The sequence below is a fragment of the Flavobacterium arundinis genome (genome assembly GCF_038289855.1).
GTDB classification, from domain to species: Bacteria; Bacteroidota; Bacteroidia; order Flavobacteriales; family Flavobacteriaceae; genus Flavobacterium; species Flavobacterium arundinis.
Map to the genome: position 1 here is coordinate 19087 of NZ_JBBYHR010000010.1, position 22638 is coordinate 41724.

The following is a 22638-nucleotide window of genomic DNA, read 5'->3' on the forward strand; positions in this document are numbered from 1 at the left end:
ATTACATACCGCTAACCATAGCTATGCCCATTGTTTTGGAAGCTGAAGCATACAAATGGTAATAGATCGTTGCCATGACCATGACCGGTGCAACAGTTTCGTCAAGTATGGTTACCGTAACTTTAGGCGTAAAGCCCTGACTGGAAACTACTACAACAAGGTCGGTTTTATCTTTATCCACAAGTCGGGTGCCGGGCTTAAACCACTTTCCGGTTATCCTGTATCCCATATCGTCATTGCCTGATTGCAATGTGGCGCTCCCCCAAATCTTGTCATATTTGAACCTGAACAGCGTTACCCCATTCTGCTTCAGCACCTTATTAGCGCTTTTCGGGTTTTCCTGCTCTACCCTGTATTCTGTCCCATCAACGGTGAGCGTTGCGCCAAACCCTTTAGCATCAAAAAGGATTTGTCCGTAAATTGCGTCACCATTATAAATTGTATATTTTTTGTTATCCCGTTTCGCGGTAAGTTGTATCATTCGATAAAATTAAAGAAATTGAGCTAAACTCCAAACGATGCAGGCAGGTTATTGAAGTTTCTGCCGGTTTGACTATATTCGTCTTGAATATCATCCAAATGAACACAACAACACATCAGCAAATAACTACTTCTTCACGCCTCAGATCCATAATTAGCGGTTCTGCCGGCAACCTGGTCGAATGGTACGACTGGTATGCCTACTCCGCTTTTTCCATTTACTTCGCACCGGTTTTCTTTCCAAAAAGCGACAGTACCGCACAGCTACTCAATACCGCAGGAATCTTTGCTGTGGGCTTCCTGATGCGGCCTATAGGCGGATGGCTTTTTGGCAGTCTGGCTGACAGGGTGGGCCGCAAGTTCTCCATGACATTATCGGTACTGCTTATGTCATTCGGGTCGCTGCTCATTGCACTGACGCCTTCGTATGCAACGATCGGGGTACTGGCACCGATACTATTACTGCTCGCCAGATTATTGCAGGGTTTGAGCGTAGGCGGCGAATATGGCATTTCGGCAACCTATTTAAGCGAAATGGCAACGGCAAAGAACAGGGGTTTTTATTCGAGTTTCCAGTATGTCACCCTTATCGGCGGGCAACTGATCGCTTTGGGGATCCAGCTTGCCCTGCAAAAGCTTTTCCTTACCGAAGCACAACTGGGAGAATGGGGCTGGCGGATACCGTTTGCTATAGGAGCGGTGTTGTCGCTGATTGCCCTCTACCTACGCTCCCACATGGAAGAAACGCCTGAATTTGAAAAAACAGAACACGATACATCATCCGCAGTAAAAAAGAAAAGCGGATCGCTAAGGGAACTCTTCCGTCATCCAAAGGCACTGATAACGGTCGTAGGACTTACCATGGGGGGCACATTGGCCTTTTATACCTACAGCACCTACATGCAGAAATTCCTTGTGAACACTGTGCAATTGACGAAGGGAGAATCGACACTTATTACTTTTCTATCACTGCTGCTTTTTGCAGGGATACAACCACTTTTTGGCGCGTTGTCCGATAAAATAGGACGCAAGCCGCTGCTGGTTGGATTTGGGATATTGGGTACACTGGCCACCTATCCCCTGCTTTCTGGCATCAGCATGGCAACCGGAAAGTGGGAAGCATTCGGGCTCATTATGATAGCGCTTATCATTGTGAGTGGCTATACTTCCATCAATGCTGTCGTAAAGGCAGAACTATTCCCTACAGAGATACGGGCGCTTGGTGTTGGTTTCCCCTACTCTGTCTCGGTAGCTATCTTTGGCGGTACAGCCGAATATGTTGCACTGTCATTCAAAGAGTCAGGACATGAATCGTATTTCTACTGGTACGTGACAGGATGTATATTCCTGTCGCTATTGGTGTACATCACTATGAAAGACACAGCAAAATCAGGAACCTTCAACAAAAAATAAATATGTAATAAAAAAAATTACATTACTATGAGGTTTTGGCACGCAACTTGCAATATACATTATACATGGATCTCATTTCATGAGGTTTGTAATAATTGGTTGGTTGGTTTGTTAAGTCCCGTTATCTCACGCAGATAGCGGGATTTTTTTTTGAGACTGTTAGATTTTTAGATTTTAGGACACTTGGTTAGAAGTCGCTTAGGTCAAACTTTGAAACTCTGCCACTTTGCTACTTTGTAACTCCTTCTAAAACCTTAGCCAATTCCCCCGTCAAGTTTTTTCGCGAATATTGCTGTAGTCCAACAGCATGAGACTGTAAAGTGCCATTTTGATAGTACTCAAAATAGCTTAGGATCGCCTGCTTAAGTTTTGCCTTTTCATCATAAGTGACGAAAATACCCGTATTTGTAGACTGCATTATTGCGGCAAAGTCAGCGTCCTTTGGGCCAATCGCCAATACAGGCCTTTCGGAAACCATGTATTCGAAGAGCTTTCCCGGGATAATGCACTTGGTGTCGTCACTATCAATTTCGACCAGTAAAAGTACCTGCGATTTACGCTGTTCGATTATGGCTTTTTCGTGAGAAACATAACCTAAATTATTTACATAGCTATTGAGGTTCGCTTCTGCAATAGAATGCAGTACTTCCATACTAACCGCACCAATGAGTTTCAATTCAAATTTAGATTGGAAATCTTTATTTTCCGAAATCAGCTCTGCTAATGCGTCCCACAATATCTTAGGATTGCGCTCCGAGAGGAATGACCCGATGTGCGCCAGCGTGAACTTCTCATCCAAAGGCTGTTTCGTTATTTTTTCAACATCGTAGCCATTGGTGATCACATGTATGGGTCTGTTCGTCAATGCCTCAAATTCTTTTTTAGTGGTCGGGCTGGTGACAAGTACAATATCCGCTGTATTTAACACCTGCTTTTCAAGGGCTTTATGCTTTTTTTCTGCGGAAGCGGAAAGCTTCAGCTCTTTATGATAACCAATGGTCGTCCAGGGATCGCGAAAGTCGGCGACCCATTTTATATCCAGCTTCTCTTTTAATTTTAAACCGATAAGGTGCAGGCTGTGCGGCGGCCCGGTGGTTATTACGGTGTCAATGCTATTCTCCTGAATGTATTTAGAAAGATAGGCGACAGAAGGCTTTACCCACAACACACGCGCATCGGGAATGAAAAGGTTGCCCCTCACCCACAACATAATTCTCTGGGTTAAGGACTGCTTTTTTTTATTAGGGATAATCCCCGAGCTTATTTTTTTAGTGCTGCCTTTCGAGAACATCGATGCCCAGGCATACGGCTCGGTAATCCGTTGCTTTAGGATAGTGAGATTGGGGTTGACATCGCTCAATAACCCTTCGTCAAGTAGCGGATATGTTGGGTTCTCAGGAATATAAACTACAGGTTCAAGACCATAGTCCGGCAGGTACTTCACAAACTTAAGCCAACGCTGTACGCCGGGACCTCCCGCAGGCGGCCAGTAGTAGGTAATGATGAGGACTTTACGCCCCTTAACCCCCAAAGGGGGAATTCCTGCCGTACCCATTACACGTTATTTTTTACTCCCCCTTTGGGGATTAGGGGGCTTTTAGGGGCCGGAGGGCTGGTTTTTTTCCTTTCAAAATAAATCCCCGCTACCAGCAACACCAGCATTACTATAAAGCTGAACAGTGCTATCCTGCTACCTGTCTTCACTACCTGCGGCTCAAATTTAAATTCGATGGTATGTTTACCCGCGGGAACGTTCATAGCACGGAGTACATAATCGGCCCTGAAATGCGGAACTGCTTTACCATCAACATAAGCATTCCAGCCATTAGCATAGTACGTTTCCGAGAATACGGCCAGGCCTGCATTATTATTGTTGGTTGCGTATTTTAGGTAGTTTGGCTTGTGCGTAACAACCTTTATTGTTGCTGTACTGTCAGCCTCATAGGTTGATGCAGTCGGTGTAGCAAGATCTTTTTTATTGATAATCGCCGTTGTCTTTGTATCTGTAATTTTCAGTGATTGTATTTCCTCATCGGGAGTTGCAACCATTTTAGCCTTGCTGACAAACCATGCCGGGCCATTGGCAAACGGATTTGTTACCGGGATATCTTCACCTTCATTCGATTGCAACAGTACATATTTTATATTTAGCATATCCAATACAGGGACCGGTTTGGTTAATGCTATTGTTTTCTGGTCGATAGAACCCAATATATTGCTTATGCCCGGCTCTACAATATAATTGAACAACTGCTCGAACCTGCGCGGCCTTACCGCACTATAGCCTCCTACCGCATTATGAAAATTAGATGTACGTCCCGTGAGCCTGCCCTGGAAATCATACACCCTGTAGTAGGTGGTATCCTGTAATATAAATTCGTCGGCTGGTGTAGGCTCGAAAGGCCTGTCAACTTTGCTGGTGGCAACAAAATTTTCGCTGTTCACATAATTCCTGTCAATAAAGAACAGGTCGCCCACAACCAGCAATCCAACTATAATTATCGTAACTGTACCTGAAAGTTTGCTTTTAATGAAAGCCCATAAAGTCGCAGCTGCCAAAAGGATAAGTACAAAAGAACGAATCAGGTCAGACGAGTACATATCTTTCCGTTGCTGTACAAGTGCATCTACGAATGCCTGGCCCATCTCGCCATACATTTCCTTATACCTCATATCGTTCATGCCAACAAAACTGAAGCTGCCCTTGAATACGAATAAGAGGATAAGCACTCCAAACACAACCGCACCCGATTGCCAAAGTGATTTCCATTGCTGCTCTTTGTCGGATTTAAAGAACGACTGGAGCCCCATGAATGCCAGTAAAGGCATGCACAGCTCGAGTATAACCTGGATGGAAGATACTGCCCTGAACTTGTCGTAAAGTGGCACATAATTTATAAAGAAGTCAGTAAGCGCCGGGAAATTCTTGCCCCATGATAAAAATAAGGACAGCAATGCGCCTGCCAAAAATGCATATTTAATTTTCCTGTTATCATTAAACAGTGCCAATACAGCGAGGAAAAATATAATTGCGCCAATATAAGCCGGGGCTTCAACAATAGGCTGGTCGCCCCAGTAAGTAGGGACATTGGCAGCAAACTGGTCGGCTTCGGCAGGAGATGCGCCCTGTTCCAGGATAAAATTATACATGTGGGAATCTTTGCCCACATTTTCACCATTGCCGCCGCCAAAAAGCCTTGGGGCGATAAGGTTAAAACTCTCCGCTACACCATAACTGTATTCGGTGATATAGTCGTGCTCCATAGACGACTCGGTGGTATTTTTAGTACCGTCTGGGTTCATGGTCAGTTCGCTTTTGCCCCTTATACTGGCATCGGCATATTCGGAAGTTGCCATCAGGTTGGCAGCATTTACCCCAATTGCCAGGAGCCCTGCTATGGCAAATACACCGGCAGAAATTGCTATGTGCCTATATTCTTTGATTTTGATTACATGCACCGGGTAATACATATAAATTACCAGTAGCAGCAACAACAGGTAATACGTCATCTGAAAGTGGTTGGCATTGATCTCCAGGGCGGCGGCAACCATCGTCAGCAATCCTCCCACTATATACCGCTGCCTGAATACCATAAGCACACCCGCTACAACCAGTGGCATATAGGCAATAGCGTGCGCCTTAGCGTTGTGCCCTACACCCAATATTATAACCAGATAAGTGGAAAGCCCAAAGGCCAGAGCCCCGAAAAACGCCTTGAGCGGATCTATTTTCAGCGTGCATAATAGTACATAGAAGCTTGCAAAATAAAGGAACATATAATCGGCCGGGCGCGGAAGGAAACGGATAGCCGCGTCAATCTGTTTGATATAGTTATGCGGATAGTTGGCCCCCATCTGGTAGGTTGGCATACCGCCGAAAGCCGTGTTTGTCCAATAAGGCTCCTGCCCTGTTTCCTTACGGAAATCATTCTGTTCCTTAGCCATTCCTGTGTACTGGGCAATATCCGACTGGTAGATTTTTTTGCCCTGCAGCACCGGATAAAAATAAATGAGGGAAACAAGTATAAAACCTATAACTGCCAGGAAATGCGGGTAAAGCTTATTGATATTCTTCATAAAGTGTATTTGTAAAAAAACGCCGTGAAGATACTTATTTTCCTGAAAACTCCTGACATTAAGGGGTAATTAATATGGAGCTACTGCTTAGGCACAGTTAGTAAAAGTTTTAAATGAAACACCCCTCAATCAGAGGGGTGCAAGTTATTCAATTTCTTCAAAGTCAATATATTCGCCTACTTTTTTCTTTTCCTTTGGCCTGTCGGATGTATTGGCGTAAGCCTGCTGCTGCGGCTGTTGTGCGTTTTGCTGCTGTTCATAGAAAGACTGCTCTGCTTTTTTTACTACCTGCTGGATAATTACCGGTGCAAAAACCTTCAATAGGTATTTCACTGCATAGTATACCAATATCAATATCGCAATAGTCTTTAAAAATCCTGTAAAAGATGCCGTAACCATGTATCTTAAATTTTATCAAAATTAATTAATCTCTTCCTTAAAATTAAATTCCGGCTCTTAAAATAATAATAAATATACTACTTTTGGAATACCATAACCAACTACGTCCAATAAACGCGCCAAACATGACTACTACCAGAAAAATTTTTTCCCTCGTTTTAGCACTTAGTTCAGCGATCGCTTCAGCACAATATACTGATGAGATCAACACCAACAGGCCTGGGCAGTCGATGTCGGCTTTTGCCGTTGGGCAGAGCGTTTTCCAGATGGAGACGGGGGTTTATGGCATTAAAGAAGACCACGATGTCCTTAATTATAAGGCACGGGGTTTAGGTCTCGACTTTACCGTACGCTATGGGGTTTTTATGGAAGAGTTGGAAATAATCGTAAACACGCAATACCAGTTTGACCAGTACACCAATGCACTGGAAACCTATAACCGAAACGCATTCAGGCAAATGGTAATAGGCGGTAAATATATGTTTTATGACCCTGACAAAAATTATGCACCCAAACAAAACCTGCTAAGTTGGAAAGCTAACCGTAAATTCAATTGGCACAGCATCATACCGGCGCTAGCTGTATATGCCGGAGTTAATGTAGTTGGGAAAAATAACCCTTACACATTCCCTACCGATGGCATTAGCCCGAAAGTAATGCTTATTACCCACAATCATTTCGGCAAATGGGTATGGGTAAATAATATAATAGCTGACAAAGTTACCACTGACTACCCAAGCTATGGCTTCATTACTACGATGACAAGAGGATTTAATGCCAAATGGTCAGGTTTTGCGGAATTCCAGGGCTACAAAAGCGATTATTATGCCGATGGTATCTTCAGGCTTGGGGCAGCACACCTGTTAAATGAAACGATGCAGCTGGATGCTTCTATCAGCAGCAATTTTAAAAATACCCCATCCATACTGTATGGCGGCATCGGTTTTTCCTGGCGGTTTGATGCGGATTATAAGGACATCCTGATGCCGGGCAAAGGCGACCGTGAAGACGAGCTGAACAAAGAGAACGCCAAGAAAAAAGCGGACAAGGAAAAACGCAAAAAAGAAAAGAATAAACGAATTGACGAAGTTGCACCTGTAGAAGGAAATTAACAGCCATGATAACCATTAAAGAAGCTAAGACAAAAAAGGAGCTCAAAGATTTTATAAAATTCTCCTTTGACCTGTATAAAGGGAATCCATACTGGATACCGCCCATCATCGCCGAAGAGCTTGAAGGCTTTGATAAAGATAAGAACCCTGCCTTTGAGCATGCCGAAGCCCGTTTTTATCTCGCCTATCGCGACAATAAGATCGTTGGGAAAGTGGCTGCCATCATCAATTGGCAAGAGGTGAACAACCAGCAAAAAAAGAAAGTCCGTTTTGGCTGGTTCGATGTTATTGATGATATTGAAGTGACGAAAGCCCTGCTTGAAAAAGTATATGAATACGGGCGGGAGCACCACCTCGAATATGTTGAAGGCCCTATTGGATTCTCTAATATGGATAAAGTTGGAGCGCTCACCGAAGGGTTTGACCAGATAGGCACCATGATAACCTGGTACAATTACCCCTATTATAAAGACCATTTTGAACAACTGGGATATGTAAAGGAAAAGGAATACCTGGAAAGCATATTTTCTTTTGACAATGTTTCCCCTGAGATGTACATAAAAGCCAGTGCGCTCGTAAAAAAACGCTACGGCCTGAAAGAGCTTACATTCACTTCAACAAAAGACGTCATGCCTTATGTCGACAAGATGTTTGACCTGTTTAATTCATCTTATGAAAAGCTGTCTTCTTTTGTTGCCATATCTGATGTGCAGAAGGAATATTTCAAGAAAAAGTATATAAGCTTTATCAATCCGGAGTATATAATATTCGTAGAGGATAAAGACCATAAGTTAGTCGCTTTCAGTATTGTAATGCCCTCCTTTTCGGAAGCGCTAAAGAAAGCGAACGGCAAGCTGTTCCCTTTTGGGTTCCTGCACCTGCTGAAGGCGAGGAAAAAGAGCAAAGACGTGGTATTCTACCTGATAGGCATTGACCCTGAATACCAGAATAAAGGGGTTACAGCAATAATATTTGACGAATATTACAAAGTATTCAAGCGGAACAAGATAGAGACCTGCATCCGTACGCCGGAACTCGAAGAGAACCACGCGATACACAACTTGTGGAAGAACTTTAACCCGGTTATCCATAAAAGAAGGAGGACTTACCGGAAGGACTTATAAAGAAAACGCCCCTGATTATCGGGGCGTTTTTGCTACTATCATATAAGCTTATTCAGCATCAACGTCCACTGTTGTTGCGGCAGCTATTTGTTTGTAAGTGCCGTTTTCAAGTTTTTCGCGGATAGCTTCATAAGCAGCCAGCGTCTGGTTAATATCTTCCAGGGTGTGAGTTGCTGTAGGGATCATCCTCAAAAGGATAATGCCTTTAGGTATAACAGGGTACACTACTATCGAAAGGAATATACTATAGTTTTCCCTAAGGTCGTTTACCATCACCATTGCTTCGGGTATGCTTCCTTCAAGGTACACGGGCGTAACGCACGTATTGGTATCACCAATATTAAAGCCTTTTTCCTTAAGACCATTTTGCAAAGCATCTACATTTTCCCAAAGCTTCGCTTTCAGTTCGGGCATTGTCCTTAGCATATCAAGGCGTTTCAATGCACCTTTTACCAACAGCATCGGCAATGATTTGGCGAACATCTGAGAACGAAGGTTGTATTTCAGGAAGTCGATCACATCTTTATCAGCGGCTACGAAAGCGCCTATACTCGCCATTGATTTGGCAAAAGTTGAAAAGTAAACGTCAATTCCATCCTGGCAACCCTGCTCCTCGCCTGCCCCGGCACCTGTTTTACCAAGTGTACCAAAGCCGTGCGCATCGTCTACCAAGAGCCTGAAGTTGTATTTTTCTTTCAGTGCAACTATTTCTTTTATTTTACCCTGCTGCCCGCGCATCCCGAAAACACCTTCGGTAATCACAAGGATACCGCCGCCTGTAGTTTCGGCCATATTAGTAGCGCGCTCAAGGTTTTTCTCAAGGCTTTCCACATCATTATGCATATAGGTAAAACGCTTGCCCATGTGAAGGCGTACACCATCTATAATACAGGCATGGGAATCAACATCATAAACAATAACGTCATTCTTGGAAACCAGCGCGTCGATGGTAGATACCATTCCCTGGTAACCGAAATTCAACAAATATGCTGATTCTTTCTGAACAAAGGAAGCAAGCTCCTGCTCAAGCTGTTCATGAAATGTAGTATGGCCGCTCATCATCCTTGCGCCCATAGGGTATGCCGCACCATATTCGGCCGCCGCTTCTGCATCTACTTTACGTACTTCGGGATGATTGGCAAGGCCAAGATAATCGTTGATGCTCCAGTTAAGGACTTCCTTACCGTGAAACATCATCCTGCTTGATAACGGGCCTTCAAGCTTAGGGAAAACATAGTAGCCTTCGGCCTGTGAAGCCCATTTTCCTAAAGGGCCTTTATTTTTCTGTATCCTTTCAAAAAGATCTTTTACCATAATTCAAGTTTTGTGTGCTTTAAAAACGCTCCAAAAGTAATTATTAAATCTGTTTTGTCATAATAATTTTGAAACATTAGGCTAATAAATCTACTACTTTTCTTTCAGTATTTTTTTACAGGAAACGATATTACATTATTATTTTTGTTAAATTTTAAGAAAAGATTAACCAATAAAAATATTTTTATAGTTTTACAGCATTAATAACCAAAAACACCAATTAAAAATGGACGCACAAAAAGTAGACATGTTCTTAATGACTAATTCGAAATTTTTCCAGGCGCAGCACCTGAACTATATCCGTGAGAGGCTAATGGCAGCTGACGATTCAAAATGGTCGATGATACAATCAATTGAATATAAAGACCCTACAACTATCATCATTGTTTCACTTCTTGCAGGAGGTTTCGGGATCGACCGTTTCCTTATCGGCGATACCGGCCTTGGAGTTGGTAAATTGCTTACATGCGGCGGACTTGGTATATGGTCTATAGTTGACTGGTTCCTTATCATGGATGCCACACGCCAGAAAAACATGGAAAAGCTACAGCCATTCCTATAGTAAAATGACAAGAAACAGGTTATACCTGCTGACTGGTTTAATAATTGCAGCCGGATATGGCTGGCTGGCTTATGCATGGGACCATGCACTGCACAGCAGCTTTACCCCCTGCCTTTTTAAAAACGCAACAGGTGTAGCCTGCCCTTCTTGTGGCACTACCCGCTCTGTAATGGCAGTAGCCAAAGGGCATATTACCGAAGCTTTTCTTATCAATCCTATAGGGTTGCTGATGGCATCGCTGATGGTGGTATTACCAATATGGCTGGTATATGATGTCATTACAAAAAAAGATACTTTGTACAGGGGTTACCTTAAATTTGAAAGTATTGTAAGAATAAAATGGGTTGCCATACTTTTGGCTATCCTCATAATTTTAAACTGGGCATGGAATATACAGAAGGAGCTATAAAGAACGAACAAATAATTTACCCGCAGGAATATGAGAGGGCTGCCAATGCCTATCTTATGACGGTAGTTGCTATAATAGCAGGCCTCCCGTTGCCTATTATCAATGTATTGGCTTCGTTTGGATATTACCTCGCGAACAGGAGGGCTATATATTTTATCCGGTGGCACTGTATACAATCGATACTGGCACAACTGGTCATGCTCCCTTTCAACAGCTTTCTTTTCTGGTGGACGATATCTATCGTTTTTAACAATGATTCCATCGACCTCCGCACTATCGAAAAGCATAGCTACTATGAGCACCACACTACCCTTATCGATCTTTTCTCCTCGGCAACACTGTATTATTGGCTGTACCTTTCATTAGTGCTGTTTTTTAACCTTGTAGAGTTTTTCAGCGTAATCTATACCGCGACACAGGTAAAAAAAGGCTACAACGTACGCTGGTTCCTTATTGCCAATATTACCGATGCATTATGTGCCAAAGAAAACCGCGACCCTTATAAATTATAAGCGGAATGAAACTGGTATTTGCCTCCAACAACAAGAATAAGATACTCGAGATAAGGCACCAACTGCCTAAGGATATTGAGTTGCTAAGCCTGGAAGACATTGGATGCCATGACGATATTCCCGAGACAGCCGACACGATTGAAGGCAACGCAATCCTGAAAGCCAACTACGTGACCCAAAACTACGGCTATGATTGCTTTGCAGATGATACCGGCCTTGAAGTTGATGCGCTTAACGGCCAGCCCGGCGTATATTCGGCACGGTATGCAGGCGAACAGAAGAATGCCGATGACAACATGCACCGGCTTTTACTGGAACTTGGTAACAACCCTAATCGCAGTGCACGTTTTAAAACGGTTATTGCACTTAGACTAAATGGCGGCCAGCACCTGTTCACCGGACTGGTAAGCGGCCATATTACCTATGAAAAAGCAGGTGAAGGTGGATTTGGCTACGACCCTCTTTTTATTCCTGAAGGCACGGATAAAACTTTTGCACAGATATCCCTTGATGAAAAAGCACAGATGAGCCACCGCGGCAGGGCTGTAGCGCAGTTAATTGCATTTTTAGAAGGCTTATAGCTTTTAAAAATCAAATCTGTACAAACCGGATATATGGCTTTTCATCTGGTAGTTCTTTAGAATTTTTCCAACGGGTGGGCACATCCACATCAAACTCCGGGAAATTCCACAGCATTTCTATGCTTTCTTCCATACGGCCGGAACTTTTTGAAATAAAATAATTTGACATTTTTGCCGGATCAACGATGGCCTCAAAAAACTTCACCTAATTTTTGTATCTGTATTGCTGCCTTATTTTCAAGTATTTCGGGTTTCATAGCATAGTAGCTTTAAAGCTGGATCATATCTGTTTGGTTACACCAATATATAAAATCAACATATAAAATATTATATTTGGACATGAAAAAATTTACAGCCGCCCTGGCCTTTCTGGCAATCCTATCCTGTAAAAATGATTCGGTAAAACCTATAAACGGGACCGAAGTAGCAGAAGTTGAGCAGGCAGGTGATTCAACCATTACAGGACGATCTGAAGGGTTAAAGAAAGAACGGGATATTGAGAAAGTAATTGCAGATTTACAAGTGGCAATTGCGAATTCCACACCTTCCAATCGCAAAGAACTGCTTACTAAATATTTGCAATACGGACCCGAAATGGATGGCGCAGTGGCAGAAAGCTATGCTAATTTTGCATTTGAATATGAGCAGGACCATACGTCAGATTTTTATTCTGTTCTTACTGCAACTGATGAGCCGTTACTACAGCAATGGGCTGAAGAAGCGGCATCGGAAGTTGCAATCCAAATAGAAACCGAAGCGGAGGCCGAAGCATTTTTCCAGGACCTGAAAGATATCAGCGAAGCGAAAGCAGCCAACCTGGACGCTACACAAAAACATCTTTTTGCTTTATACCATACCCAATTAGAAAAAGCAGCTTACACCTTATTGAGAAACTGATGAAGAGAAAAATACTATTCCTTACTGCAATTGCAGGAATGCTCTGCACCTCCTGTATGTCGTTTGCCCTGAACATGATAGGGGCTTATGACAGGGAAAGCAGCGTTTCCTATTATTCCAATGCCGACAAGACAGTGGCTTACATACCAATGAAACACATTGGCCCGAAGGAATTTTACGCAAATGTGAAAAGTAAAGTCGATTCGCTGCAGCGGGAGGGTTACATCGTTTTTATGGAAAGCGTAAGGGTAACTGACTCGCTCACCCCACAGCAAAAAGATACCCTTAAGTGGAAAATAAGAAAGTTGACGGGGGTAACGCTAAGCCAGTCAGGTTACATCGACACAATTAATGGCAGGCTGATGGGGCGTAAATTCAAAAACAGGAAAGGCCTTATAAACCAGCCGCGGTACTATATCATGGGTGTCGATACGCTTACAGGCCGCGTTGTGGATGTGCCGATGAATAAACTTATTAAAGCTTATGAAAAAGAGTACGGTACAATAATTCTCAACGATTGCGATTATGTGCTGGCACTCGATAAAAAATACGAATGCGGCAAACTTAGCAGTAAACAGGCCAATGCCATGATACTGGACTACCGCAACAAGCACCTCGCTGAAGCCATTGCAGCAGAACCGGCTAAAAAAATAGCCGTGATGTATGGCGCACTCCATGAAAACGGACTGTTCAAAGAACTGAAAACAATAGATTCCACCTGGGTTCCTAAAATAAAAATATGAGCCTTTACCGCCATTTCATTATATTTAAGCCCTATGGCTACCTGAGCCAGTTCATCTATAACCTGAAACGCAACAAAAAACTTTTGGGCGAACTGTACGACTTCCCCGAATTTACGATGGCCATCGGGCGGCTCGATGAAGATTCCGAAGGGATGCTCCTGCTCACTACCGATGGGATGATGAGTGAGGCTGTGCGAAGCAGGAAAGTTGAAAAAGAATATTACGTGCAGGTCGACGGCCGTATTACCGAAGAGGCTATTGAACAACTTAAAAAAGGTGTAGAGATTGGCTTCAAGGGTACACGCTACACTACCCTGCCCTGTAAAGCGCACATACTACAGGATGAACCGGACTTTCCGTTACGCGGAAGGAAGATACGCGATGAGCGCCATGGGCCAACTTCCTGGATTTCGGTAACCGTAACCGAAGGCAAGTTCCGCCAGGTACGGAAAATGACCGCTGCTGTTGGCTTTCCTACACTTCGCCTTGTGAGGGTACGCATTGGCAATGTGCATTTGGGCACATTGCAGCCGGGAGAGGTGATGGAGGTAGACGGATTTGATGTTTAAGTGCATTTATAATACATAGCCTGCGATAGACCTTTATAAGTAAAAATCTTATAAAAATTAGTAAAACTTTAAAATAGCCGCCTGTATATTATAAGTAGTTTTAGGTAAATTCCAAAGCTATGCTATACAACCGATTTATGCCGGCCCTGTTCTTTTGTTTTTTTGCACCGGATATCAATGCCCAGGAGGAGATAGAAACCGACAGGCCCGACCATACCGAAACAGCATCGATAGTACCTGCAGGGCGGTTTCAGGCGGAAAGCGGATTTGAATACACAAAGGCTGAGAAAGGGTCGAAAGAATTTTTCCTTCCGGAAACCTTATGGAAATTCGGGCTCAATGATCGTACCGAGTTGCGCCTGATCACGCAGCTATCGTATAATAAATATTATGACACTATCTATTCAGGCCTTTCACCTGTAACAGTAGGCTTTAAAGTGAACCTTTTTAAAGAAAAAGGCGTGTTGCCCGAAACTTCGTTTATAGCGCACCTTGTATTGCCCAAAGTAGCTTCAAAGGATTTTAAGGCAAGCCTGCTGGCGCCGGAATTACTGTTCCTTTTCGACAATGAACTATCAGATAAAGCAAGCCTTGGCTATAATATAGGTGTAAAATGGGATGGAGAATCACCCGATGCTATGTATGCCTACACCTTTTCGCCTGACTTTAAGCTGACCGATACATTTAAAGCATTTGTGGAATCGTTTGGCTACCTGCCCGAACACCACCATCCTCAGCACTGGGTAGATGGCGGCTTTATATGGCTGCTCAACAGCAACCTGCAGCTGGACATTGCGGCAGGCTATGAACTGACATCAAACCAGCATTTCCATAGTTATTTTGAAACGGTAGGTGTATCATTCAGGATTTAAGTTGTAAGATTTTTTAGCAAAACTTTAAAATATCCCTGTCCTTATTATGTCTATTTTTAACGACTAATGAATGTAAAGCTTAAAAAATACGCACGGAAGACTTTAAAGATTTTCCTTTGGATAGCTGGTTCAATCATCGGATTGTTCCTGCTGGTCGTTTTATTGATACAGATCCCTTACTTCCAAAATTTAGCTAAAGACAAGGCTGTCAGTTACCTGGAGGGTAAGATTGGTACAAAAGTAACGCTTAACCGCATTGAGATAGGCCTGCCTAAAAAAGTAATCCTGGAAGGTTTTTATTTCGAAAGCCAACAGGGCGATACCTTGCTCGCCGGCGAAAAACTCGCGATAGATATCAGCCTTTTTAAACTGTTGAGCAATGAAGTTGAGATAAATTCGATCGCCCTTGAAGGAATTACGGCCAATGTAAAACGAAATAAAGACTCCGTTTTCAATTTTGATTATATTATCGATGCGTTCGCCTCAAAAGAACCGAAAGACACAACGTCGGCCCCGATGAAGTTTTCGATTGATAAAGTAAATCTCCACAGGATCAATGTAAAGTATGATGATGCCATCACTAAAAATAACCTTAGCGCAAGGCTGACGCATTTTGATACCAGGATAAAAACATTCGATCTGGACAGGATGGAATTTGAAGTACCGAAAATAAAACTTGACGGCCTTAAATTAAAGCTTAAGCAGGGCATGGTAGCGCAGGTGGCACAAACGACACAAAAGGCAGCCGAGGAAGCGTCTAAAAAGCCCGACCTGAAACTGAAGCTGGGCGATATAGAACTGACCAATATAGATGTTGGGTACGATAATGAAGGTAGCCGCCTGGATACCGGTATAAAGCTGAAAAGGCTGGCGATGGAGGTTAATGACATCAACCTGAAAACCCAGCTGATCGACCTTGAAAGCATTGAACTGAACGGACTGAAAGGCCAGCTGGCTTTTGGTAAGTTTGAAAAGCAGGTACAGAAAGCACTTCCGGAAAAAAGCACCGCAGTGGCGCAGGCACAATGGAAATTCAAATTGGGTAATACTAATATAAAAGATGTCGCTTTTAAATTCGACAATCAAAATGCCGCACCTGTTACTAAAGGCATTGATTACAACCATCTTGATATTTCTAACCTCACGCTTGTGGCGAAAGATTTTTCGTATGGCCCGGATGCCATCTCGGGAGATATTGATCAACTCACCGTTAGCGATAAAAGCGGCGTGGATATCAAGGAACTTCGCACGAACTTCTTTTATGGGCCGAAAGGCGCTGAATTGAAAAACCTGTATCTTGAAACACCTAATACATTACTGAAAGACCAGATCATCGTCTCCTACCCTTCCCTCGAAGCCGTTTCAAAAAACATTGGCGACCTGGCGGTAGATGCCAACCTCGAAGGAAGTAAGGTAGGCTTTAAAGATGTATTGCTGTTTGCCCCTGCATTGGCTGACACACCACCGTTTAAAGGTAACCCAAATGGCAGCCTGAACATTAGCAGCCGGGTTGAAGGAAAAGTCAGCGATCTATCCATTGCAAGGCTTGAAGTGAGCGGTATCGGCGCAACATCTATAGCGGCAAGTGGAAGGATTAAGGGTTTACCTGATGTGAAAACAGCTTACTTCGACCTGAATGTAACCGCTTTCCGCTCGACGTCTAAAGACATCAGCAGTTACATTCCGCCGGGTACTATTCCTGCAAACATACAACTCCCCGCAAACCTTTCGGCGAAAGCCAAATTTAAAGGCACAATCCAAAATTTCAATACCAACGTGAACCTGGTAAGTAGTTATGGCAATGCCAATATCAAAGCCGCTTTTGACCAGCGCCGTAAAAATTATGAACGTTATGATGCCGATGTGGATCTTGCCAATTTTGATATCGGCAAGCTGATTAAGAATGATTCATTAGGTAAAGTTACGCTTAGGGCAAAAGTTAAGGGCACAGGCCTCAACCCGCAGACGGCAAATGCAGTCGTGGCAGGGAAGCTTGTTAAAGCCGACTTCAATGGCTATACGTACCGCGACCTTGCTATTAACGGAAAAATAAACAATGGCAGCTTTGATGTGAAAGCCGCTATGGACGATCCTAATCTTGATTTCCAACTTGTTGCAAACGGAGGGTTTAAAGGCAAATATCCAAATGGAAAAATCCGCCTGAATGTGGATATCGCCGATCTTGACAAACTCAACCTGCATGCCGGCCCGCTAAAACTTCGTGGCAATGTAGATGCCGATATCACAGATGCCAACCCCGATAACCTGAATGGCACTATCAGCCTCCACAACTTTATGTTTGCCAATGAAAAAGAAGAATTTGCGCTGGATTCCATCAATATAATAGCAGTTACTAAGCCTGATACTACTTCGATTGAATTAAAATCATCCCTTGCAAGAGCAAGCGTGAAAGGAAAATACAAGTTAACCGAAGTGGGTACAGCCTTAGGGAATACCTTTTCAAAATACTACAACACAAATCCGGGCGCTCCCAAAAAAGCGACGGGACCGCAGCAATTTGATATCGAGCTTGTTATTGACAATGATCCTGTATTGTATAAGCTTGTACCGCAAATTACAAGGCTGGAACCAATCAGCATTAAAGGAAGCTACAACAGCGTAAATGACAGTATTGTACTGAACGGAAACATTCCGCGCATTGTTTACGGCAATTATACGCTGTCGGGAGCACAGCTAAATATTAAAAATGAAGATGACGCGCTGGCTTATAGCGTTGTTATCGACCAGGTAGAGAGTCCACAATTTGTATTGCCGCACACCAGCCTGACTGGAAATATGAAAGACAATGTTATAGCCTATAAGCTGCAGATACAGGATACTAAGGAAAAAGAGCAATATATGTTGGCGGGTGAGTTGAAAGCTGCCAATGGCAATACAGAGCTACAACTTAATCCTGATGGATTGACACTGAATTATGAGCCCTGGAATATCGCCGTTGATAACCTGCTGCGTTTTGGCAAGGACGGTATATACGCCAATAACTTCGAGATAAGCAATGACGGTGGCTCGATAAAACTACAATCGCAATCGGAAGCGCCAAATGCGCCGCTGGATGTAGCGCTTGATAACTTTAAGATCGAGACGCTTACCAACATGATCCAGAAGGATGAGCAAAAATTCAGGGGAACTATAAATGGTACAGCCGAAGTGCGGAACCTTACTACAAGCCCGGTATTTGTATCTGACCTTGATATTACGAATTTTGCTGTGGCTAAAGATACTGTGGGTGATATTAAGATTCGTGTGAACAACCAGGTTGCCAACACTTATGCCGCCGAAGTATCGATAACCGGGCATGATAACCAGGTAAACCTTGATGGTACTTATAACGTAGCAGGGCAGAATTTCGACCTTGACCTCAATATACAAAGACTAAATATTGCCAGTGTGCAGGCCTTCAGTTTTGGCCAGGTAAAAGACGGCAAAGGCTATATTTCAGGGAAATTCGATATTACAGGAACTGTTTCCGACCCGAATGTAAATGGAAACCTAAAATTCAATGATGTAGGATTGCGCGTAACCCAGTTGAATTCCTTCTTTAAAGGCATGAATGACAACATTACTTTTACCGATGCCGGAATTCGCTTTGACAACTTTAATATTGAAGATGAAAAGAGCAACCAGCTAACCATAAATGGCACGATAGCTACGACAGATTACAGGGATTTCGGGTTTAACCTTAAAGTCGATGCCGATAATTTCAGGGCAGTAAATTCGAAAGCTGCGGATAACGACTTCTATTATGGTAACCTTTTCATTGATACCCACCTTTCGGTAAAAGGTACGCTGGCAAGCCCGGTTGTAGATGGCGACCTCAGGGTAAATGAAGATACCGAATTTACTGTGGTGTTGCCGCAGCAGGATCCGGGAATTGCCGACAGGGAAGGCATTGTTGAATTTATCGACCAGGACAACATGGAGATAAAACAACGCCTGCAAATAGAAGAAGCAGTTAATACGGCGAAAATGAAAGGTATTGATGTTTCGGTAAATATAGAGATCGTAAAAGAAGCCGAACTGAACCTTATCATCGATAAAGGCAACGGCGACTTCCTGCAGCTTAAAGGTGAGGCGCAACTTACCGGGGGCATAGACCAGTCCGGAAAAACCACGCTTGCAGGCCGCTATGAATTTACCGAAGGTGCTTACCAAATGACCTTCAACCTCATCAAGCGGAAATTTGATATCCAGAAAGGCAGTTATATACTCTGGACGGGAGAGCCTACAAAAGCCGACGTAAATATTACCGCTGTATACAAAACCGAAGCGCCGCCTATAGATTTGGTAGACGACCAATTAGGCTCACGATCCGCAGGGGACCGGAATACTTTTAAACAAAAAATACCTTTTAACACACTGTTGAAAATAAACGGGGAACTGCTGAAACCGGAACTTACGTTTGACATCGTAATTCCTGAAGGCAATTACAATGTATCTGCTACCGTGATTGATGTGACAAATAATAAACTGACACAACTGCGCCAACAACCGTCTGAATTGAATAAACAGGTATTTGCCTTATTGCTGCTGAACCGTTTTATTGGCGAGAACCCGTTTGCAAGCGAAGCAGGCGGCACAAGCGGGGAATCTATGGCAAGGCAGAGTGTGAGCAAGTTGCTTTCGCAACAGCTGAACAACCTTGCTGCCGACCTTGTAAATGGTGTTGAGCTCAATTTTGATCTGGAATCGACTGACGATTACACGACAGGGCAGCAGGAAAACCGTACCGACCTGAATGTGGCGGTATCCAAACAGCTGCTGAATGACAGGCTGAAAGTTACCATTGGCAGCAGCTTTGGGCTTGAAGGCCCGCAGCAGGCTAATGAGGAAACAACCAATATTGCCGGTGACGTTTCGGTAGATTACCAACTTACCAAAGACGGCAGGTATATGGTAAGGGCATACCGCAAGAACGAATACCAGGTGGCTTTACAAGGCCAGGTGATTGAGACCGGCGTAGCTTTCGTCATCACTATGGACTACGATAAGTTCAGGGAATTATTCCACCGCACGGAAGAAGAAAAAGCCGAACAAAAACGCGAAAAAGAGCGGAAACAAAGGGAAAGGGCTGAACGCAAAAAAGAAAAGGAAAAAACCGAGGCTGAGAAAAAAGAAGACACAAAAAACGATTTACCGCCAAACAGCACTAATGACGATGATAAAAAATAAGTTTACATACTACCTTATTTTAGCGCTGCTGTTCGCTTATGGCTGCAGCAATACCAAATACCTGCCCGAAGGCGACATGCTCTACGTGGGCGGAGAGGTGGAAGTGAAAGATACCCTCATGACCCGCAAAGAGCGAAAAGCTATGGAAAAAATAATGAAAGGACTGCTTAGGCCAAAACCTAACAGCGGCTTTCTTGGCTTAAGGCCGAAGCTTTACATTTATAACATTGCCGGCGAGCCAAAAAAAAACAGCGGGTTCCGCCACTGGCTTCGTACCAAAGTTGGGGAACCGCCCGTACTCTTTAGTCAGGTAGACCTCGACTATAATGCTGATATTTTGCAGAATTATGCTGAAAATAAAGGCTACTTTAAAGTGCGGACGGCAGCCGATTCTACTTCTCGCAACAAAAGGGCAAAAGCATTATATACGGTAACGCCAAAACAGCAGTATACGATAAGGGAAGTGAAATTCCCCGGCGATTCGGCAGCAACGGAAATTGACAGCACCGTCGCGAATATACGACGCAGGAGCCGCCTGAAAAAAGGCCAGCCTTATGACCTGGATGTAATTAAGGAGGAACGTGAAAGGATAGACCAACGCCTTAAGAACAGAGGATATTTTTACTTCAGCCCTGATTATATACTGGTACAGGTAGACAGCACTGTTGGCAAACACCAGGTAGACCTCATTGTAAAAGTGAAGGATGAAACACCGGAACGCGCCAAACGGGTTTACAAAATGGGGGATATTTATATTTATCCTAATTACTCGATAAGCAGTGCCAAAGACACGCTGCTTGCAACTACCGACTCTGTACAAAAATACAAGGATTTCACGATCATAGATCCTGAGCAGACATTCCGGCCTATCATTTATGACCGTACTATGTTTTTCCACAAAGGGGACATCTATAGCCGCAGGGACCATAACCTATCGCTGAACAGACTGGTGAACCTGGGTAATTTTAAATTTGTAAAAAATGAATTCCGCCCTTCGGATTCTATTGACGGCATACTCGACACTTATTATTACCTCACTCCCCTGCCCCGCAAGTCGATACGATTTGAAGTATTGGGTAAAACCAATTCGGCCAACTATAACGGTACGGAAGCCAGCATAAACTGGAGTAACAGGAATGCCTTCAGGGCAGCAGAACTGCTTACATTATCTGTTTTCGGCGGCGCTGAGATACAGGCTTCGGGGCAAAATAAAGGCTATAATGTGTATCGTGTGGGTGGAGAAGCCAGTATTATATGGCCAAGATTCATCACACCAATAAAAATACAGGACTCCAGCGCTTTTGTTCCGAGGACTCGCGCGCTTGTGAGTTACGAATACCAGAACAGGGCACGGCTGTACTCGCTCAACTCCTTCAGGGCACAGTTCGGTTATTTGTGGAAAGATAATGTAAGAACAGAACATAACCTGAACCCTTTTGATTTAAATTATGTAAGCCCCGCAACAGTTACCGAAGAATACTGGGGCCAGATAAGTGCAGCGGATAGTCTTAACGATGGCAGTGGCGATGCATTGCGCAAAGTAATCGACAAGCAGCTTATTTTCGGACCCACCTATTCATATACCTATACCAACACCGCACAAAAAAGAAAGAAACACACGTTTTATTATAAAGGTTCACTTGATGTAGCCGGTACGATCGCAGGACTTGCTACCGGCGCTGATGCGAAAACAAAAGAACCGGAAGAAATACTGGGTGTTGCGTTTAGCCAGTTTGTGAAGACCGAGCAGGATTTCAGGTATTACCTCAAGCTAAGCGACAACTCGCAGCTTGCCAACCGAATTATTATCGGTGTTGGCGTGCCTTATGGGAACTCTACGGAATTGCCATTTATACGGCAATTCTTCATTGGGGGCACTAATAGCCTAAGAGCTTTCAGGGCGCGATCCATCGGGCCGGGAACCTATAGGCCGGATACAGATGCCAGCAGCTTTCTCCCTGATCAAAGTGGTGATATAAAGCTCGAGATGAATACAGAATACCGCGCAAAGTTGTTCAGTGTGGTGCATGGAGCGCTTTTTGTTGATGCAGGCAATATATGGCTCTGGAACAAAAACGAGGATAAGGAGGGATCGCAGTTTACAAGCAAGTTTTATGAGCAGTTGGCGGTGGGCACCGGTGCGGGATTACGGTTCGACCTGTCATTCCTGGTTCTGCGGCTTGACCTTGCCTTCCCGCTCCGCAAGCCGTGGCTGCCTGAAGGTGAGCGATGGGTAATAGACGACATCGACTTTGGAAGCAAATACTGGCGCAGGGAAAACCTTGTTTTCAATTTGGCGATAGGGTATCCTTTTTAATTTTATATTCTCATTTACTATTCATTATTTGGGTATAAGCCCATTTCATAAAATGTGGTTTAAATGA

The 22638-nt window shown here is 43.6% G+C and carries 19 protein-coding genes; 13 read left to right on the forward strand and 6 right to left on the reverse strand.

The window, feature by feature from the left end:
- Position 1: 1 nt before the first annotated feature.
- Entirely contained in the window at positions 2 to 481 is a 480-nt protein-coding gene (locus AAEO56_RS16095; protein ID WP_341698092.1) for a hypothetical protein, read from the reverse strand.
- A 98-nt stretch (positions 482 to 579) separates the two neighbouring features.
- On the opposite strand from AAEO56_RS16095, the gene AAEO56_RS16100 reads away from it, so the two are divergent.
- Positions 580 to 1893 (forward strand): MFS transporter, encoded by a 1314-nt coding sequence (locus tag AAEO56_RS16100; RefSeq protein WP_341698093.1) that lies wholly within the window; start codon positions 580 to 582, stop codon positions 1891 to 1893.
- Positions 1894 to 2122: 229 nt separating this feature from the next.
- Here the strand turns inward: AAEO56_RS16100 and AAEO56_RS16105 are convergent, their stop codons facing one another.
- From AAEO56_RS16105 to AAEO56_RS16115, 3 genes are all read right to left on the reverse strand, one after another.
- Positions 2123 to 3448, reverse strand: coding sequence for a glycosyltransferase family 4 protein (locus AAEO56_RS16105; protein ID WP_341698094.1), 1326 nt, complete (start codon positions 3446 to 3448; stop codon positions 2123 to 2125).
- Positions 3448 to 5970 carry a YfhO family protein gene (locus tag AAEO56_RS16110; RefSeq protein WP_341698095.1) on the reverse strand — a complete coding sequence of 841 codons (2523 nt, stop codon included), beginning with the start codon at positions 5968 to 5970 and terminating at the stop codon, positions 3448 to 3450. The genes AAEO56_RS16105 and AAEO56_RS16110 overlap by 1 nt, the downstream gene beginning before the upstream one ends.
- Positions 5971 to 6114: 144 nt before the next feature.
- Positions 6115 to 6369, reverse strand: coding sequence for a DUF4834 domain-containing protein (locus tag AAEO56_RS16115; protein WP_341698096.1), 255 nt, complete (start codon positions 6367 to 6369; stop codon positions 6115 to 6117).
- Between the two features lie 125 nt (positions 6370 to 6494).
- Here AAEO56_RS16115 and AAEO56_RS16120 point away from each other — a divergent pair, with 125 nt between their 5' ends.
- Both AAEO56_RS16120 and AAEO56_RS16125 read left to right on the forward strand, forming a co-directional pair.
- Positions 6495 to 7481 (forward strand): transporter, encoded by a 987-nt coding sequence (locus AAEO56_RS16120; RefSeq protein WP_341698097.1) that lies wholly within the window; start codon positions 6495 to 6497, stop codon positions 7479 to 7481.
- Positions 7482 to 7486: 5 nt separating this feature from the next.
- Positions 7487 to 8605 carry a GTP cyclohydrolase gene (locus AAEO56_RS16125; protein WP_341698098.1) on the forward strand — a complete coding sequence of 373 codons (1119 nt, stop codon included), beginning with the start codon at positions 7487 to 7489 and terminating at the stop codon, positions 8603 to 8605.
- A gap of 48 nt (positions 8606 to 8653) precedes the next feature.
- On the opposite strand, the gene AAEO56_RS16130 is transcribed toward AAEO56_RS16125, so the two are convergent.
- Positions 8654 to 9919 carry an aminotransferase class I/II-fold pyridoxal phosphate-dependent enzyme gene (locus AAEO56_RS16130; protein ID WP_341698099.1) on the reverse strand — a complete coding sequence of 422 codons (1266 nt, stop codon included), beginning with the start codon at positions 9917 to 9919 and terminating at the stop codon, positions 8654 to 8656.
- Positions 9920 to 10145: 226 nt separating this feature from the next.
- Between AAEO56_RS16130 and AAEO56_RS16135 the strand changes: the two genes are divergently transcribed.
- The 4 genes from AAEO56_RS16135 to AAEO56_RS16150 are packed head-to-tail and all read left to right on the forward strand — an operon-like array spanning position 10146 to position 11983.
- Complete coding sequence (locus AAEO56_RS16135; RefSeq protein WP_341698100.1) at positions 10146 to 10481, forward strand: TM2 domain-containing protein; 336 nt, start codon at positions 10146 to 10148, stop codon at positions 10479 to 10481.
- A 4-nt stretch (positions 10482 to 10485) separates the two neighbouring features.
- Positions 10486 to 10890, forward strand: a complete 405-nt coding sequence (locus AAEO56_RS16140; protein ID WP_341698101.1) for a DUF2752 domain-containing protein — start codon at positions 10486 to 10488, stop codon at positions 10888 to 10890.
- Positions 10866 to 11402, forward strand: a complete 537-nt coding sequence (locus AAEO56_RS16145; protein ID WP_341698102.1) for a hypothetical protein — start codon at positions 10866 to 10868, stop codon at positions 11400 to 11402. Before AAEO56_RS16140 ends, AAEO56_RS16145 begins: the two co-directional genes overlap by 25 nt.
- A gap of 5 nt (positions 11403 to 11407) precedes the next feature.
- The gene (locus tag AAEO56_RS16150; RefSeq protein WP_341698103.1) at positions 11408 to 11983 is read left to right on the forward strand and encodes a non-canonical purine NTP diphosphatase; all 576 of its coding nucleotides are present in this window, start codon (positions 11408 to 11410) and stop codon (positions 11981 to 11983) included.
- Between the two features lie 10 nt (positions 11984 to 11993).
- Here AAEO56_RS16150 and AAEO56_RS16155 read toward each other — a convergent pair whose 3' ends face one another.
- On the reverse strand, positions 11994 to 12116 hold the full coding sequence (locus AAEO56_RS16155) for a hypothetical protein (protein WP_341698104.1): 123 nt from the start codon (positions 12114 to 12116) through the stop codon (positions 11994 to 11996).
- A gap of 206 nt (positions 12117 to 12322) precedes the next feature.
- Between AAEO56_RS16155 and AAEO56_RS16160 the strand changes: the two genes are divergently transcribed.
- The 6 genes from AAEO56_RS16160 to tamL all read left to right on the forward strand — a co-directional run bounded on the left by AAEO56_RS16160 (position 12323) and on the right by tamL (position 22571).
- Positions 12323 to 12880, forward strand: coding sequence for a hypothetical protein (locus AAEO56_RS16160; RefSeq protein ID WP_341698105.1), 558 nt, complete (start codon positions 12323 to 12325; stop codon positions 12878 to 12880).
- Complete coding sequence (locus AAEO56_RS16165; protein ID WP_341698106.1) at positions 12880 to 13623, forward strand: hypothetical protein; 744 nt, start codon at positions 12880 to 12882, stop codon at positions 13621 to 13623. The genes AAEO56_RS16160 and AAEO56_RS16165 overlap by 1 nt, the downstream gene beginning before the upstream one ends.
- Complete coding sequence (locus AAEO56_RS16170) at positions 13620 to 14192, forward strand: pseudouridine synthase (protein WP_341698107.1); 573 nt, start codon at positions 13620 to 13622, stop codon at positions 14190 to 14192. Before AAEO56_RS16165 ends, AAEO56_RS16170 begins: the two co-directional genes overlap by 4 nt.
- A 119-nt stretch (positions 14193 to 14311) precedes the next feature.
- Positions 14312 to 15064, forward strand: coding sequence for a transporter (locus AAEO56_RS16175; RefSeq protein WP_341698108.1), 753 nt, complete (start codon positions 14312 to 14314; stop codon positions 15062 to 15064).
- A gap of 66 nt (positions 15065 to 15130) precedes the next feature.
- Positions 15131 to 20254: a translocation/assembly module TamB domain-containing protein gene (locus AAEO56_RS16180; protein ID WP_341698109.1), complete on the forward strand. Its 5124-nt coding sequence runs from the start codon at positions 15131 to 15133 to the stop codon at positions 20252 to 20254.
- Positions 20235 to 22571 (forward strand): translocation and assembly module lipoprotein TamL, encoded by a 2337-nt coding sequence (tamL, locus tag AAEO56_RS16185; protein ID WP_341698110.1) that lies wholly within the window; start codon positions 20235 to 20237, stop codon positions 22569 to 22571. The genes AAEO56_RS16180 and tamL overlap by 20 nt, the downstream gene beginning before the upstream one ends.
- The last annotated feature ends 67 nt before the right edge of the window (positions 22572 to 22638 follow it).